Genomic DNA, 15058 nt, shown 5'->3' with positions numbered 1-15058 from the left:
ATCCTCCGACGAGCGGAGCGAGATCGGGGGACCCAGCGGCGCGCGCGATCGCGAACCTGTCGCGGCGTTCCGGCCTAAACACCTGGGCGGCGGACGCATCGCCTTCGGCGCCGCTGGGTCCCCCGGTCTGCGCCGAAGGCGGCTTGCCGGAGGATGACGAAAGAAGAGAACTAAGCCCTCGCCCCATACCGCATGCGGCTCAGCGCATCGCTGACCTTTCGGAACGGCGCGTCGAAATCCTTGCCCGCCTTCCACTTCTCGAAGGCCATGACGTTATCGATCCGGCGGGCGACGAAGGCCTCCGCCGCTTCTCGTCCGTCGAACCAGCGCATCGTCAGGGCGGGAATCAGGATGCCCGACAGGATCGTCCGCTTCGAATAGTGATTCCAGTCGGTCGCCTCGTCCCCGGCCCAGCGCCACAGATGATCCGCGCTCTCCCAGGCCAGTTTCAGCCCCAGATCGGCGTTGACGGGCAGGGCCAGGAAGGCGGCGCAGCGACGCGTGGCCTCCAGATCGGCGGCGCCGGCCTCCATCCGTTCGGACACCGCGCGGGCGATTCGCTCGCGAATCTTCAGCGACTTGGCGTCGATTTCACCCAGAGCCGCCAGCGCTCGCGCATCATGGCGTCGCGACAGCAGGGCCGCCAGATCGCGCGCGCCGTTGGGCAGCAGCAATTCCTCGTCGCCCTGCGATAGTCCGGACGCCTCGCAGGCCTCGCGCACCAGACGCGCATTCCAGCCCAGGGCGGGCGCGCGGGCGATGGCGGCGTCCAGCACGGTCTGTTCGGTCCGGTCGGCCCAGTCTGTCGTCTCGGTCATAAGGGCGATCATACGCCGGTCGTGATGGCGTTTCGAGCCTTGAAGAATGGTCGCGACGATCTGGACAGAAGGGGGCGGCTCGTGTATCAGCGCGCCTTCATCCGAGAGCCCGGCTGTCGGAAGACGATTTTATTTTGTTCGCCCGTCTCCCTCACAGGACGCGGCGGGCGGCCAAAGGAGAGTTTAACCTGGTTCAGATTTTCGTTCGCGACAACAACGTCGACCAAGCGCTCAAAGCCCTGAAGAAGAAGATGCAGCGCGAGGGCAGCTTCCGTGAAATGAAGCGCCACGTGCATTTCGAGAAGCCCTCGGAAAAGCGCGCCCGTCAAAAGGCCGAAGCCATCCGTCGCGCTCGCAAGCTGGCGCGCAAGCGCATGCAGCGCGAGGGCCTGCTGCCCGCGCCGAAGCCGCGCGTTCCCGGCGGTCGTTAAGACCCCGGCGAAAGCCGAAAGATTTAAGGCCGCTTCCTTCGGGAAGCGGCCTTTTTCTTTGCGTTTCTTTTCTGCGGAGCGTGGTGGAGAGCTCTTCAAGTTTGACAGAGGAAGCGCCGCGTCACCTCCCCATCGCGACGCGATAGGGAGGTGACAACCGTGCCGCCTACGCCCGTCCGGTAATCGCCCGGCCGAAGCTCTTCCAGCTCAGCTTCACGTCTGACAGCGCGCCGGCGCGGAAGGCCCGCCCGGCAATCCAGACCATGAAGGCAGCGGTCGCGAACATGCCGATCAGCGTCAGAATCACCTCCACCAGCGGCGGATCGCTGGGCGCGCGGGCGCTCATCAGGAAGGGGGTGAAGAACGGGATCCAGGACAGAACCTTGACCACCGGCGCATCCGGGCTGGTCAGGGCCATCTGCATCACCAGGATCGGCACGACCAGGATCATCATGATCGGCCCCATCAGGGTCTGGGCGTCGCGCGGCGTCTCGCAGAAGGCGCCGATGGCTGCGAACAGCACCGCATACATCAGGTAGCCGCCGACCATATAGGCGATGAAATAGAAGATCAGGCCGTCGTGCAGAAGCACCTGTCCGACCGTCGCCGCCGTCTCGGGCGAGGCCGAAATCAGGGTGAAGGCCCCGATCCCGCCCCAGACCCCCATGACCGTCAGGGTCAGCAGCGCCACGCCCAGCACCTTGCCCGTCAGGATTTCGGTCGCCGAGGCCGAGGACAGCAGCACCTCCAGGATCTTGTTCGACTTCTCCTCCATCACGCTGTTCAACAGGATGGAGGCGCCGGTGATCACCAGCGACCACAAAAGGAAGCCGACGCCCAAGCCGATGAAGGACGGGATTCGGTCACGCATCGACACCTCGCCCCCGCTGGCGGCGCTGGGCGAGAAGGACTTCACATCGGGCCGGAAGGTCTGAACCTCCTGCGCCACGGCCGGGGCGACCCCGGCGGCGGTCAGAAGTTCGGTGCGTCGGGCATCACGCAGGGCATTTCGAATGAAGCCGGAGACGTCGTTGTCAGTGGCGCGCGCGGTCCAGACCTGGGCGGCGGGCTTGCCATCCGTGCGGCTCAGGAAGACCACGGCGTCGAGGCGCCTGGCGTTCGAGGTCTGCTTGTCCAGCGCCTTGCGGATCGCCTCGTCACGGGCCGGGCCGACGGCGTCGGCGATGGCGGGCGGCGTGTCAACCAGACGGATCTTGGGGCCGGTAATGGAGGCGACGGCGCGCCCGGCGCCGGCCTGTCCCTTTTCAGCGGCTTCGCGCAAGCGCTCGTTCTGACGATCCACGTCGGCTTGCAGAGAGGCGCGAACGGCGGCGGCCAGACCCGTCGCATTGGGGCCTTCCTCGATCACCGCCACCGACTTGATCGGCTCGGAGGCCTTGATCAGCGCTGGAATGCCGCCGCCCAGCACGGCGAATAGCGGAAAAGCCAACAGCGACAGCCAGAAGCCGACGGTCTTGGCGTAGGCGACATATTCGCGTCGCGCGATCAGCAGCGTGCGGTTCATCGGACAGCCTCCACGGATGCGACGGGTTGGTCGGGATGGTCCCCGGTCAGGCCGATGAAGGCGTCGTGCAGCGTCGGCTCCTTCAGCGCGAAGCCGCGCACGTCCAGGCCGTTCAGGAAGGCCGTCTTCAACGTATCCTGACCCCCGGCGCCGGGCGCTAGGGCGATCTTCAGGCGACGCACGCCATCCACGTCGGACAGGGTCTCGACGCCCGCCACGCCGGGCAGGGCGGCGGCGGCGTCCGCGCTGATCGCACCATCCAGATCCAGGAAGCGCGGCGAGGTGGCCTTGGCCTGATCCACTGTCCCCTCGAACGCCTTCTTGCCACGCGCCAGCAGCACGACCTTGTCGCACAGCCGCTCGGCATGCTGCATCACGTGGGTGGAGAACAGCACCGTGGCGCCGTTCGCGGCCAGCCCGCGAATCATCGCTTCCAGGCCCTGCTGGTTCATCGGGTCCAGACCGGAGAAGGGCTCGTCCAGGATGACGAACTCGGGCTGGTGCACGACCGAGGCGATCAGCTGCACCTTCTGCGCCATCCCCTTGGACAGCTCCTTCATCTTCTTTTTCTGCGCCTCGCCCAGCCCCTGTTGCTCCAGCAGGGTCTTGGCGCGCTTGCGGCCCTCGGCGACCGGCAGGCCTTTCAGCGCGCCGAAGAAGGCGATGGCCTCGACCGGCGTCATCTTCTTATAAAGACCGCGCTCCTCCGGCAGGAAACCGATCCGGTCGCGCACCTTGCGCCCGTCGTCGGCGCCCAGGATTTCGATCCGCCCCGACGTCGCTGGCTGCAACCCCAGGATCATCCGCAGGGTGGAGGTCTTGCCCGCCCCGTTGGGTCCTAAAAAGCCGCAGATCGCCCCCTTCTCGACCTGAAAACTCAGATCGCGCACGGCGTGAAAATCGCCGTATCGCTTGTTCACCCCATCCAGCGTCAACGCCGCCATCTAGCACCCCCGTACTCAGACGATCAGCCTAGCAAGGGAAGCGAGCCGGAAGCCAGCAACAATCGGACGCGTCGAAGCCTTCAGGCCTTGGCCTTCACCGTCACTTCGAAATGGCGATCGACCACCTTGGTCGGATTTACCTGCGCGCCGCCGCGACGGACCTCGAAATGCAGGTGCGGGCCGGTGGAATAGCCGGTGGAGCCGACCAGACCGATGCGCTGACTGGGCGCGATCGCATCGCCGTTCGCCACATCGATCCGGCTGAGGTGGCCGTACAGGGTGCTCATGCCGTTGGGGTGGCGCACCTCAATGAAGTTGCCATAGCCCTCGGGGTCGTACCCCGTGCGGATGACCTCGCCCTCGGCGGCCGTGAAGACGGTCGTGCCTTTCGGCGCGGCGATGTCGACGCCCTTGTGCGCGCGCGCCTTGGCTTCGATGGCCAGTTTGCGCAGGCCGAACGGAGAGTTGATCGCATAGCCGCGCACCGGGGCGGTGAAGGCGATCTGGCGCGTGATCGGCCCGGCCTTCTCGACCTCGGCCTTTAAGGGCGGCGAGACCGGCGCGGCGATCTGGGTCGGCGGCGGCATGGCGGCCTCGCGCGCGGCATTTGGCGCGGCGGCGGCGGCGAAAACAGCCACGGCGGCGAAGGCGGCCGTCTGGCCGGAGTGGATCAACAGGGTCTTGCACCGCGCCATCGGCGCGTTGGACAGCAGGCGTCGCATTCGGCGGCCTCTCCAGCGTCTCTACGCTCTGGAATGAAGGAAGCGGCGCCCGACAGCGCACGGCGTTCCGTGGGAGGGCGGCCTTATGCGTGACGGCCTAGGCGACTTTGGGGCCATGCGGTGCGGCGGATTGTCGCAGGCTGGAACCAGGCGCCAAGAGCGCGATCAGGCGATGATGTCCGGCAGGATGCGGTCTTCCAGCTTCACGATCTCATCCTTCAGCGCCAGCTTCTTGCGCTTCAGCCGGGCGATCATCAGCTGATCGGGAATGGCGGCCTGACCCAGGGCCTCGATGGAGGCGTCCAGGTCGGCGTGTTCCTGGCGCAGATGGTTCACCCGCGCCTGAAGCTCGGCCATTTCCTCGGTGATCGCAGGCGTGTCGTCGTTCATCGTGTCACTCTCAAGCCGCTTATAGCCAAGCCGGCTTCAGCCCGGAAGGGCGTCTGCGAGCCGGATCAGGGCCGGACGCGGCGTGACGTCCGCCCACATCCGGGCGGTGGCTGCCAGGCCGTCGATGATCGGGCGGGCCGGCCCGCTGGGTTCGGGCGCCAGCGCCTCCAGCGCGTCCAGCAAATGCCGCTCCGCCTCCAGCTCCAGCGCCTTGACGCGGTTGCGCACGCTCTCGCGCGGGCCGTCGTCGATATCGGGCACCGGCGCCTTCAGGGTCCGCCGGACTGCACGCAGCGGGGCGACCACGACGCTGTCCCAGGCGCGGGCCGTGTCGCAGGCCGCCTCGATCGTCTCTTCGTCGGGCTTTCGGCCTGTCGCCGCGACCCAGGCGGACCACAGCAGTAAGGGCACGTTCTGGTCGTGGCTGTCCTGCAGCGCCAGACACGCCTCGCCGACCCCCGGCGCGCCATAGGCGGCGATCGCCCAGTCCCACAGCCTCATGACTTCAGGCCTTCCCAGCGCCGCACCGCGCCCCAATCCAGGCCGAACAGGTCCAGCGTCCGCCCCACCGACTGATCGACCATCTCCATGATCGAGCTCGGCCGGGCGTAAAGCGCGGGCAGGGGCGGGGCGATGATCGCGCCCATTTCGGCCAAGGCCGTCATGGTGCGCAGGTGGCCCAGGTGGAACGGCGTCTCGCGCACCATCAGCACCAGCGGTCGCCGCTCCTTCAGCGTCACGTCCGCCGCCCGCGTCAGCAGGGTGGAGGTCACGCCCGTCGCGATCTCGCTCATCGTCTTGATCGAGCACGGCGCTACGATCATGCCCAGGGTGCGGAACGAGCCGGAGGCGATCGTCGCCCCCACGTCGCCCAGCTTGTGGACCACCGACGCCTTGGCCGTCAGTTCGTCGGGCGACAGGTCGGTCTCCTGCGACAATGTCAGCAGGGCGGCCTTGGTCACGACCAGATGGCTTTCGACGCCCAGATCGTTCAGCGCATCCAGCACCCGGGCGCCATAGACGGCGCCGGAAGCCCCTGAAATTCCGACCACCAGTCTGGCGAGCGGGTTCCGTATGGCTCCGTTCACATCATCGTCCATTTTGAGGGTCAGCCTCCTTCGGGTCCGGGGCGAGGGGCTGTCACTGGAAAGTGATTACACAGCGCGCCAAACCGGGCGCTCACTCTACTGGTCCCTAACCAAAGGAGGCGCAAGCCATGACCATCGAGGCTCGTATTCGCGAACTGGGTAATCGTCATCGCACCCTGGATGAGACCATCCAGAAGGAGCTTACCCGCCCGTCCACGGATCCGTTGCAGGTCAGGGCGCTGAAGCAGAAGAAGCTTCGGCTGAAGGAAGAAATCACCAGTCTGGAGGCGCGCGCGACCTAGCGCCGACCTCCTGAAAACGACGACGGCCCCGGAGATCGCTCTCCGGGGCCGTTTTCGTTGCGCGAACGTGGATCAGTCCTTGGTGCCGAACACCGATTCCGCCGTCGGCTCGGCGCCGGGACGTTGGCGGGCTTCCGGCACGAACTCGGGCTCGGCCTCGACCTGTTCGACGGGCTGGATCGTGCCGCCGCCGTTCTTCAGATCGTCCTTGGCCTTCTTGTCGGCGGCCTTCTTGACGATTTCGTCCAGCGCCAGCTGGCCGACCAGGCCAAGGGTCACCGGGTCGACCGGCTTGATGTTGGCGCTGTTCCAGTGGGTGCGGTTGCGCACGCTTTCGATGGTGGACTTGGTCGTGCCCAGCATCTTGGCGATTTGGGCGTCCGTCACCTCGGGGTGGTTGCGCACGAACCAGGCGATGGCGTCGGGGCGGTCCTGGCGGCGCGACACGGGCGTGTATTTCGGGGCCGGCTTGGCCGACTTCAGCAGTTCGGCGTGGCGGCTGACGATCGCCTTCATGCGATAGTTTTCGTCGCCCTGGGCCTTGTCCAGTTCTTCGCGCGTCAGCTGGCCGCCGGTGACGGGATCGACGCCACGGATGTCGCGCGCCACGTCGCCGTCGGCGATGCCGCGAACTTCCAGCGGGTGCAGGCCGCAGAAGTCCGCGATCTGCTCGAAGCTCAGAGAGGTGTTGTCGACCAGCCAGACCGCAGTGGCCTTGGGCATCAGAATGTCGCTCATGGGGCGTTCGTCCCGGTGTTGTTGAGCCGCCGAATGAGGCTTCGGCTGGCGTTGGATACGACGGCGCCCGGCCTTTCGACCGGGCGCGTATGATGCCGATATAGGCCTATTCGACACAAAAGAAAACGCTGACCGACAATCCCATACAGCAACAGTTCATCCGCCCTCACGCAACCTTCGCGGTAATGAAGCTTTTCGGCTTCGGGAGAGGAAACCACCATGTCCATTCTGCTTGGCGCGGCTCTGGCCGCAGCGATGGCCTCGGGCCAGGACTACGGCCCCCAACGCGTCGCCCCGCGCGGCGGCTACGCCCAGTCGTGTTCGGAAGCCTATGTGAATCGCGGTCGTCTCTATGCCGATTGCCGCGACATGCGCGGCCGGATGCGCGGCACGTCGATCGAGCTGAACCGCTGCGGCGGCGAGGAGATCAACAACGACAACGGCCTGCTGGTCTGCGGGCGTTTCCGGGGCGACTATGAAGACAGCCAGCCCGGCCGTCCGGGCGGCGGCTGGGGTCCCGGCAACGGGGGGCCAGACTGGGGCGCCGGCCGCGCGCCCCAAGGCAGTTATCGCCAAAGCTGCACGGACGCCTCGGTGCGCGGCGGTCGCCTGTTCGCCCGTTGCGAGGGCGGCGGTCGGGATCGTCGCGCCAGCTCGTTGGACTACAGCCGCTGCGGCCGCTTCGACATCGCAAACGAAAATGGCCTGTTGGTCTGTGGCCCGGTGCGAGGTCAGTGGGAAGGCGAAGGGGGATGGGGCGGCGGCAATGGGGGCGGCTGGGGTCGGTCCTCGATCACCGTCTATGAAGACGCCAACTTCCGCGGCGCCTCGCGTGAATTCACCAGCGAGGACCGCAACCTGGGTCGCACCCCGTTCAACGACCGCATCAGTTCGATGCGCGTCGAGGGCCGGTGGGAAGTCTGCACGGACGCCGAGTTCCGGGGGCGCTGCCGCATTGTCGAAGGCGACGTCCGCTTCCTGAACGGCGGCTTCAACGACAACATCTCGTCGCTGCGCCCCGTGCGCGGCGGGCGCTACTAGACGCTCAGCACGATCTTGCCGATGTGCCCGCCGGCTTCCAGCTCGGCGTGCGCATCGGCCGCCTGCTCCAACGCGAACACCGCCTGAACCGGCGGCTTCACCTTGCCGGATGCGACCCACGGCCAGGCGGTCGCCTCGACAGCCGCAGTCAGACGCGCCTTTTCGTCTGCCGGGCGGCTGCGCAGCGTCGATCCGGTCAGGGTCAATCGCTTCAGCATGATCCGCTGCAGATCCATCTCGACCTTGGGGCCGGTCAGAGAGGCGATGACCACCCAACGCCCGCCCGCATTCAGACTGTTCAGGTTCAGGGCGGCGTAATCGCGCCCCACCATGTCCAGAACCACATGCGCGCCGCCCGCCTCGCGGATCTGCGCCTCCAGATCATCGCTCTTGGCGTCTAGGCTGATGTCCGCGCCCAGCGCCTTGGCGGCTGCGGCCTTGTCCGCCCCGCGTGAGGTGGCGATCACTCGGGCGCCTGCCGCCTTGGCCATCTGGATGGCCGTCACGCCGATGCCGCTGGTCGCCCCGTGGATCAGCAACGTCTCGCCGGCCTTCAAAGCGCCGCCCTCGAACACATTGGCGAAGACGGTGAAGACGGTTTCCGGCAGCACAGCCGCCTGCACGTAATCCAAACCGTCGGGGATCGGCAGGACATGACGCGCATCCACCACGGCGAACTCCGCATAGCCGCCGCCGCCCAGCAGGGCGCAGACCCGGTCGCCGACCGTCCAGCGCGTCACGCCCTCTCCGAGGGCCTCGATCTCGCCGGCGATTTCAAGCCCCAGAACGTCCGACGCGCCAGGAGGAGGGGGATAGGCACCGGTGCGTTGCAGGAGGTCCGGCCGGTTCACGCCCGCCGCCCGCACCCGGATCAGCACCTGACCCGGCCCCGCCACGGGATCGGGCCGTTCGGCGATCTTCAGAGCCTCGGCCGGTCCGGAACCGCCTTCGATTTCGATCACGCGCATCGCACTCGCCTTGCATTCGTCCGTATCCGGGCGTTCAGATAGAGACGGTGGACGGCCTTGGCCATGACAGCGCGAAAGGAAGGCGACGATGTTCGAAGATCTTGAACCCCGCCCGCAACGCGGCGAACCGCTGCGGGCCCTGTCACGCGAAGACCTGGATGTTTACGCCGTCGAGGATTTGCAGGAGCGGATCGCCGCGCTTGAGGCCGAGATCGCGCGTTCGCGCGCCGCGATCGACACCAAACGCTCCAAGAAAAACGCCGCCGACGCCCTTTTCAACTTCGGTTCGTGATCGCGAATGGCACGTCCGCATGGCATGAGCGTTGCACCCATTCTGCGAAATGCCGCCGCGAGCGGCCGATTGCAGGACGGACCCGCACTTTTCCGATGTTTAAAGCTCAGATGACCTCCGCTCTCTCTCCCGCTGACCGCAGCCGCACCGTTCGCGATTTCGCCCGGTCGGAATTGTTCGATCGCACCTTCCGCGAAGGCATGGAGCTGGTCGAGGAGACCGCCGCCTATCTGGACGGCGAGGGCCGTCGCGATTCCAAGATGCTGTCTCGCGCCGCCGCCCTGGCCTATGCGGCCGAGAGCATGAAGCTGACCACCCGCCTGATGCAGATCGCCTCCTGGCTTCTGGTCCAGCGCGCCGTGCGCGAGGAAGACATGACGCCCGAGGCCGCCTGCGAACCGCGCTACCGGCTCAACGACCGTCGCATCGACGCCGAGCCCAGCCACGCCGAACTGCCGATCGCCCTGATCGAATATCTGGTTCGTTCGGAAAAGCTGTTCGACCGCACCCTTTATCTGGATCGCCGCATGTACGCCGACGATCAGGATCAGGCCCCGGAAAACCCGGTGCTCAGCCAGATGGGCATGCTTGAGGCGGCCTTCAGGGGCTGATCGCCCCCTTTACGGCCCGACGTCGTTGGCGTCCGCCCGGCCGTCGTCGATGGGCTTGGGCAGGTTGACGCCGATGCCCAGCGCCTGAGCCAGCTTGTCGTCGCGGCCGTAGACGTCCTCGCGGAACGCCACCCGGCCCTGACCGTCCACGAAGGCGGTCCAGTACAGCAAGCGCACCGAGATTTCCCGGCCGGTGGTCACGCGCGTCGTCTCACGCGTGTCCTGGGCCGTGTCGAACTGGGCCAGCTTGGTCGGATCGGGCGACAGCAGCAGGCGCGCGAACTCCACCGCATTCTGCACCCGCACGCAGCCGTGGCTGCGCTGACGCGTGGACAGGTTGAAGGCGGCCTTCGACGGCGTGTCGTGCAGGAAGATGGCGTAGCTGTCGCGCAGCTCGAACTTCACATAGCCCAACGCCGAGCGCGGACCGGCGCGCTGGATGACCGTGCCGTCCTTCACATACATGTCGTTGGCGGCCAGATAGCCCGGCCCCTTAGGCAGGATTTCGCGGCGCGCGATGCCGGCCGGCACATACCAAGGCGGATTGGCCACGACCGAAGCGAACGGCTTCTCCAGGCTTGGCGTCTGGTTCTCGGCCGAGCCGACCACGACGCGGTTGGAGTGAACCGGCTTGCCGTCCTTCCAATAGACCATGATGGCGGCGGCGGTGTTGACCTCGATCCGCTCCGGCGCAACCTCGCGCTTCAGCCAGCGACGGCGCTCCAGGTTCAGTGCGATCTGACGCGCACGGTCCTCGGCCGAGGCGCCCAGCGAGCGCTGGGTGCCCGCGCCGATCCGCCCGTCGGCGCCGAGGCCATGGCGGTTCTGGAAGCTTTGCACCGCACGTTGCAGTTCGGCGTTGTAAACCAGGCCCTGCGACTTCAGCCGCGCGCCGTCGGCGGCCGACAGGTCGCCCTCGGCCGTCAGGCGGTCGATCAGGGCGGGGATGCGGCGATCGCTATTGCCCGGCTCTATGGTCGCGCCCTGGGTGAAGCGCGGCCAGCCGCCCTGCGCCGCTAATCGGCGATAGCGGACATAGCCGGCCGACAGGTTCTGATAGCCGATGTCGGTGGGCGCCAGGCCGTCGTACCATTGGCCCAGCACATTGCGGGTCAGGGCGTCGCTGAGACCGCGCGGCAGGTCCACGCGGTTCTTCTGCATTTCCCAAAGGTCTTCGACCGTCTCGGGCCGCACCTTGCCCTCGGCCAGGACGCGGGCATAGGCCAGCGCCGCCGCCGTGGTCCGCAGGTCCGCGCTCGCCGGCTCGGCCGCCAGTCCCACGAAGTCGAAATAGTCAGAGCCCGCCAGACCATGGCGATTGGCGCCGGCCGCGACGGTGTTCAAGGCCCGCACCCGGTCGGCGTTCCACACCGGCCGCCAGCCGTTCATTTCATAGAAGGCGCGTACATCCGCCTGCTGAGTCTCGGGCAGACGAGAAATCTGGTCGTTGAAGCTGTTGTAGAAGGCGGTCGCCTCCGGTCCGCGCTGCACGAAGACCTGCTGCGCGCGCGCCGCCGAGCCAAGGGTCATGGCCGCCGTCGCGACGCCCAGACCCAGTTGCCGTCTATTCATAGTCTTCCGCTTCTTCGATCGCTTCGGCCAGCGTGGCCGACGCCCCTGGTACCCGAACGCCCCCACATTATCGGTGTTCCGACCAAACAAAAAGCGCCGGCCTTGCGACCGACGCTCTTGGTGTTCCGATTGCTGCGAGATGTCGCAGCCAAGACGCGCTTACTTCTTGATGAAGCCGGCGAACTTGTTGTTGAAGCGCGAGACGCGACCGCCGCGGTCCATCAGCTGGGCGTTGCCGCCCGTCCAGGCCGGGTGCGTCGACGGATCGATGTCGAGGGCCAGCTTGTCGCCTTCCTTCCCGTAGGTCGAACGGGTCTGGTAGGTGCTGCCGTCGGTCATCACCACGGTGATGAAGTGGTAGTCGGGGTGGGTATCCGCCTTCATGGTCGTCGTCCGGTCTCTGCGCGGTGACGATGCCGACCGTCCGTGCGCGTGAAATGAGAAACCCGCCAGAAATCCGGCGGGAATGAGGGGCGGCGTTTACACCGGGGGGCGTTCCGGGGCAAGAGGCGGGCGAAATGACCGATCAAGCCGCCGCCTCCGCCCCTTCCGCCAACCGCGCCTCGGGCATGGCGTCGCTGGAGGGGAGGCCCAGCGCCGGCGCCCTTCTGGCCGATCAGATGTCCGAAGCGGGCGCCAAACGCGCCAAGCGCCGCGACATCCGCCCGCTGGCGCGACTGATTCCCTTCGCCATGCGCCACAAGGGTCATGCCCTGATGGCGGTCTTCTGGCTGCTGCTGTCTACCGCCGCTTCGCTGGGCCTGACCGCCCTGGCGCGCGGGGCCATCGACCATGGGTTCGAGGCCGGCGGCGCCAATCTGAACATCTGGTTCCTGCTGCTGGGCGCCAACGCCCTGTTCCTGGGGCTGGCGACCGCCGCCCGCTACTATTTCGTCACCCGCACGGGCGAGCGCGTCATCGCCGATGTGCGAAAGGGCCTGTTCGGCCGCATCCTGACGCTGGACCCGTCCTTCTACGCCCATATGCGCACCGGCGAGGTGCTGTCGCGCCTGACCACGGACATCGCCCTGGTCGAGACGCTGATGACGACGTCGATTTCTTACGCGCTGCGCAACTTCCTGACCCTGATCGGCGGCGTGGTCCTGCTGTTCTTCGTCAGTCCCAAGCTGACCGGCTTCGTCCTGCTGATCGTGCCCTTCCTCCTGGGGCCGATCTTCATCTTCGGCCGCAAGGTGCGCAAACTGACCGTCGCGTCCCAGGACCGCTTCGCCAACGCTGTCGGCTTTGCTGGCGAAAGCGTGGACGCCATCGAGACGGTCCAGGCCTTCGGTCGCGAACAGAGCGCCATCACCCGCTTCGGCGCGGCGGTCGAGGACGCCTTCAACGCCTCCCTGACCCGGATGCAGGCCCGCGCCTGGATGACCGCCCTGATCATCGTCGTCATGTTCGGCGGCGTGACCCTGGTGCTGTGGCTGGGCGCCCAGGACGTGGTGAAGGGCGCCATGACGCCCGGCGCCCTGCTTCAGTTCGTTCTGCTGTCCGTTTTCGCCGCAGGCGCCGTGGGCGCGCTAGGGGAAAGCTGGGGCGACGTGCAAAAGGCCGCCGGCGCCATGGAGCGGATCGAGGAGCTGATGCGCGCCGTCGCCGGCATCGCGCCGCCGCCCCACGCCACGGCCCTGCCGACGCCCCCGCGCGGCGAAGTGTCGATGTCGGCCGTCGGTTTCGCCTATCCCGGCCGCCCGGATCTGCCGGCCCTCAAGGGCTTCAGCCTGACCGTGCGCCCCGGTGAGACGGTCGCCCTGGTCGGCCCGTCCGGCGCTGGCAAGTCCACGGTCTTCCGCCTGCTGCTGCGCTTCTATGATCCACAAACCGGCATGGTCTCGGTCGACGGCGTCGATGTGCGCCAGGCCGATCCAGTCGCCGTGCGCGATCGCTTCGCCTGGGTGTCGCAGGAGACGCCGCTGTTCTCGGGCTCGGCCTTGGAAAACATCCGATTCGGCCGCGAGAACACCACCCTGGAAGAGGCCCGCGCCGTCGCCGAAAAGGCCCAGGCGCTCGGCTTCATCGACGCCCTGCCGGAAGGGTTCGACACCCCGCTCGGAGAGCGCGGCAAGAGCCTGTCGGGCGGTCAGCGCCAGCGCCTGGCCATCGCCCGCGCCTTGGTCCGCGACGCCCCCATCCTGCTGCTGGACGAGGCCACCAGCGCGCTGGACGCCGAAAGCGAACGCCTGGTCCAGGTCGCCCTCGATCAGGCGATGGAGGAGCGCACCACCCTGGTCATCGCCCACCGCCTCGCCACCGTCCTGCGCGCCGACCGCATCGTCGTCATGGACGACGGCCGCGTGGTCGAAGAGGGCACCCACGAGCAACTCGTCGCCCAGGGCGGCCTCTACGCCCGCCTCGCCGAGCTTCAGTTCCGAGCAGACTAAGGTCCTGGGTCAGCACAGGCGGCGATCTTGGACGGTTTGGCCTGTGTCTTCGTCGATAACACAACTATGCCCCGGATCTCCGGCTGGCAAAGGAACGCCTGCGCCGAGCAAGAAGGCTACAGAATGCGCTCCGCTTAAACCGGCCGGAAAGCGAGCGATCGGTTTGTCAATGCGCAAGCCATCGGATAGGCGGACGATCTGACCTGACCCTATGAGTTGGGCAAGGCCCGCCTGTTGGGGCAGAACATCATAGGATTCGACTTTGACGTCGCTGAGAACCTGATCCGGATCGATCTTTGAGAAGCCGCCTGGGTGGAACCGAAGTAGTTCGCGCCACATGCCCTGGTCGAAACCATCCGGGGATCGCCCGAGCCAGTCGCCCCTCGCTGCTTTGCCGGACGGTAGTTTGACAGCGCCTACGGAATAATGCGCGGCGATCACGTCGGGCGTGCGTCCTGTCGCTCTCCGAATTACGCCGCCTGCTCGCGTCGCCTGTATTGATTCGGGGTCGGAAAAATATCCGAAGCAACTGCCAGGGTTTCGGGTCGTGATTACGTCTGACGCGATGCCCGTGACGCCTGCGAATGGTCGTTCCGAAAGTGCTCCAGCGCTTGATTGGCGACGTCCGCCTGCGATTTGAGCGGCGGCGACGGCCGCGCGTTCGGCGTCTTGCAGGGTCGCTGTCCGGCGGGACGAAGCGACAGCACCATCTGCCGCCAATAGAATCAACTTTTCCACACGGCTCGTTGCGCCGGAGAAGCGCCAGACCATGTTGTCGTAGGCTGCCAAGACCACATACAGCGGCTCGTCTCCGGCCTCCATTTCAACCTCTATAGTTGTTGTTTCAACGTCCCGGTTACCCAACGCGACTGTGGAGATCGCATCGCCCTCATAGACGCTAAAGACCACTAGTTTGCGCTCGCCTGCAGTCGGGAGGACGCAAGACGACGTCGAAAGCACACCCACGCCGCGCGGCGAGGGACGATAAGAAGCCGCATCGGCCTCGTCGCCTTTGGTCACATCAATGTTGAAGTCGAGGTGGGAGTGTTCGGCAGGCGTACCCGTCTCACCCTTCGCTTCGAACGGGTTGAACACAGGCAGAGTGAAACGTGTCTTCGCCCCCAATGATGGGTGGGCGATGCTGAGGTCCAGTCCTCCGCCGATGCACACGCCTGTGACGATGGCGACGCCGATCGCCGCTGCAAATCCCAAGTTTCGCATCTGCT

At 66.6% G+C, this 15058-nt stretch carries 18 protein-coding genes; 6 read left to right on the top strand and 12 right to left on the bottom strand.

What is annotated here, in order from left to right; genetic code table 11:
- Positions 1-170: 170 nt before the first annotated feature.
- Positions 171-818, bottom strand: coding sequence for a COQ9 family protein (locus O2K97_RS12645; protein ID WP_269219526.1), 648 nt, complete (start codon positions 816-818; stop codon positions 171-173).
- 188 nt (positions 819-1006) lie between these two features.
- Between O2K97_RS12645 and rpsU the strand changes: the two genes are divergently transcribed.
- Entirely contained in the window at positions 1007-1249 is a 243-nt protein-coding gene (rpsU, locus tag O2K97_RS12640; protein WP_026108547.1) for a 30S ribosomal protein S21, read from the top strand.
- Positions 1250-1415: 166 nt separating this feature from the next.
- Here the strand turns inward: rpsU and O2K97_RS12635 are convergent, their stop codons facing one another.
- The 6 genes from O2K97_RS12635 to O2K97_RS12610 form a co-directional block, all read right to left on the bottom strand.
- Positions 1416-2774 (bottom strand): ABC transporter permease, encoded by a 1359-nt coding sequence (locus tag O2K97_RS12635; protein ID WP_269219525.1) that lies wholly within the window; start codon positions 2772-2774, stop codon positions 1416-1418.
- Positions 2771-3718 carry an ABC transporter ATP-binding protein gene (locus O2K97_RS12630; RefSeq protein WP_039245312.1) on the bottom strand — a complete coding sequence of 316 codons (948 nt, stop codon included), beginning with the start codon at positions 3716-3718 and terminating at the stop codon, positions 2771-2773. The genes O2K97_RS12635 and O2K97_RS12630 overlap by 4 nt, the downstream gene beginning before the upstream one ends.
- 80 nt (positions 3719-3798) lie before the next feature.
- Entirely contained in the window at positions 3799-4440 is a 642-nt protein-coding gene (locus O2K97_RS12625; RefSeq protein ID WP_269219524.1) for a M23 family metallopeptidase, read from the bottom strand.
- 165 nt (positions 4441-4605) lie between these two features.
- A complete protein-coding gene (locus tag O2K97_RS12620) occupies positions 4606-4830 on the bottom strand; it encodes a YdcH family protein (RefSeq protein ID WP_017505991.1) in 225 nt (74 codons plus the stop codon).
- 36 nt (positions 4831-4866) lie between these two features.
- On the bottom strand, positions 4867-5331 hold the full coding sequence (locus O2K97_RS12615; protein WP_269219523.1) for a TIGR02444 family protein: 465 nt from the start codon (positions 5329-5331) through the stop codon (positions 4867-4869).
- Positions 5328-5930 carry a UbiX family flavin prenyltransferase gene (locus O2K97_RS12610; RefSeq protein WP_269219522.1) on the bottom strand — a complete coding sequence of 201 codons (603 nt, stop codon included), beginning with the start codon at positions 5928-5930 and terminating at the stop codon, positions 5328-5330. The genes O2K97_RS12615 and O2K97_RS12610 overlap by 4 nt, the downstream gene beginning before the upstream one ends.
- Before the next feature lie 116 nt (positions 5931-6046).
- Between O2K97_RS12610 and O2K97_RS12605 the strand changes: the two genes are divergently transcribed.
- Entirely contained in the window at positions 6047-6220 is a 174-nt protein-coding gene (locus tag O2K97_RS12605; RefSeq protein WP_017505994.1) for a YdcH family protein, read from the top strand.
- A gap of 72 nt (positions 6221-6292) precedes the next feature.
- Here O2K97_RS12605 and O2K97_RS12600 read toward each other — a convergent pair whose 3' ends face one another.
- Positions 6293-6958 (bottom strand): DUF1013 domain-containing protein, encoded by a 666-nt coding sequence (locus O2K97_RS12600; protein WP_039245300.1) that lies wholly within the window; start codon positions 6956-6958, stop codon positions 6293-6295.
- Positions 6959-7177: 219 nt separating this feature from the next.
- Between O2K97_RS12600 and O2K97_RS12595 the strand changes: the two genes are divergently transcribed.
- Entirely contained in the window at positions 7178-7999 is an 822-nt protein-coding gene (locus O2K97_RS12595; protein ID WP_269219521.1) for a beta/gamma crystallin-related protein, read from the top strand.
- Here the strand turns inward: O2K97_RS12595 and O2K97_RS12590 are convergent.
- Positions 7996-8967: an NAD(P)H-quinone oxidoreductase gene (locus tag O2K97_RS12590; protein ID WP_269219520.1), complete on the bottom strand. Its 972-nt coding sequence runs from the start codon at positions 8965-8967 to the stop codon at positions 7996-7998. The genes O2K97_RS12595 and O2K97_RS12590 overlap by 4 nt on opposite strands.
- Positions 8968-9055: 88 nt before the next feature.
- On the opposite strand from O2K97_RS12590, the gene O2K97_RS12585 reads away from it, so the two are divergent.
- Together O2K97_RS12585 and O2K97_RS12580 are read left to right on the top strand one after the other, a co-directional pair.
- A complete protein-coding gene (locus O2K97_RS12585; protein ID WP_269219519.1) occupies positions 9056-9259 on the top strand; it encodes a DUF1192 domain-containing protein in 204 nt (67 codons plus the stop codon).
- Between the two features lie 110 nt (positions 9260-9369).
- A complete protein-coding gene (locus O2K97_RS12580; RefSeq protein ID WP_017505999.1) occupies positions 9370-9870 on the top strand; it encodes a DUF1465 family protein in 501 nt (166 codons plus the stop codon).
- Positions 9871-9879: 9 nt separating this feature from the next.
- Here O2K97_RS12580 and O2K97_RS12575 read toward each other — a convergent pair whose 3' ends face one another.
- Together O2K97_RS12575 and rpmE are read right to left on the bottom strand one after the other, a co-directional pair.
- Positions 9880-11442 carry a L,D-transpeptidase family protein gene (locus O2K97_RS12575; protein WP_269219518.1) on the bottom strand — a complete coding sequence of 521 codons (1563 nt, stop codon included), beginning with the start codon at positions 11440-11442 and terminating at the stop codon, positions 9880-9882.
- Between the two features lie 159 nt (positions 11443-11601).
- Positions 11602-11826: a 50S ribosomal protein L31 gene (rpmE, locus tag O2K97_RS12570; RefSeq protein WP_017506001.1), complete on the bottom strand. Its 225-nt coding sequence runs from the start codon at positions 11824-11826 to the stop codon at positions 11602-11604.
- Positions 11827-11960: 134 nt separating this feature from the next.
- Between rpmE and O2K97_RS12565 the strand changes: the two genes are divergently transcribed.
- Entirely contained in the window at positions 11961-13832 is a 1872-nt protein-coding gene (locus tag O2K97_RS12565; protein WP_269219517.1) for an ABC transporter transmembrane domain-containing protein, read from the top strand.
- A 9-nt stretch (positions 13833-13841) separates the two neighbouring features.
- Here O2K97_RS12565 and O2K97_RS12560 read toward each other — a convergent pair whose 3' ends face one another.
- Positions 13842-15053, bottom strand: a complete 1212-nt coding sequence (locus tag O2K97_RS12560) for a hypothetical protein (RefSeq protein WP_269219516.1) — start codon at positions 15051-15053, stop codon at positions 13842-13844.
- Positions 15054-15058 lie beyond the last annotated feature (5 nt).

Source organism: Brevundimonas vesicularis (assembly GCF_027105095.1).
In the GTDB taxonomy this organism is placed as follows: domain Bacteria; phylum Pseudomonadota; class Alphaproteobacteria; order Caulobacterales; family Caulobacteraceae; genus Brevundimonas; species Brevundimonas vesicularis_E.
Note: the sequence above shows the minus strand (reverse complement) of the source record. Positions and strands in the feature narration are given on the sequence as shown.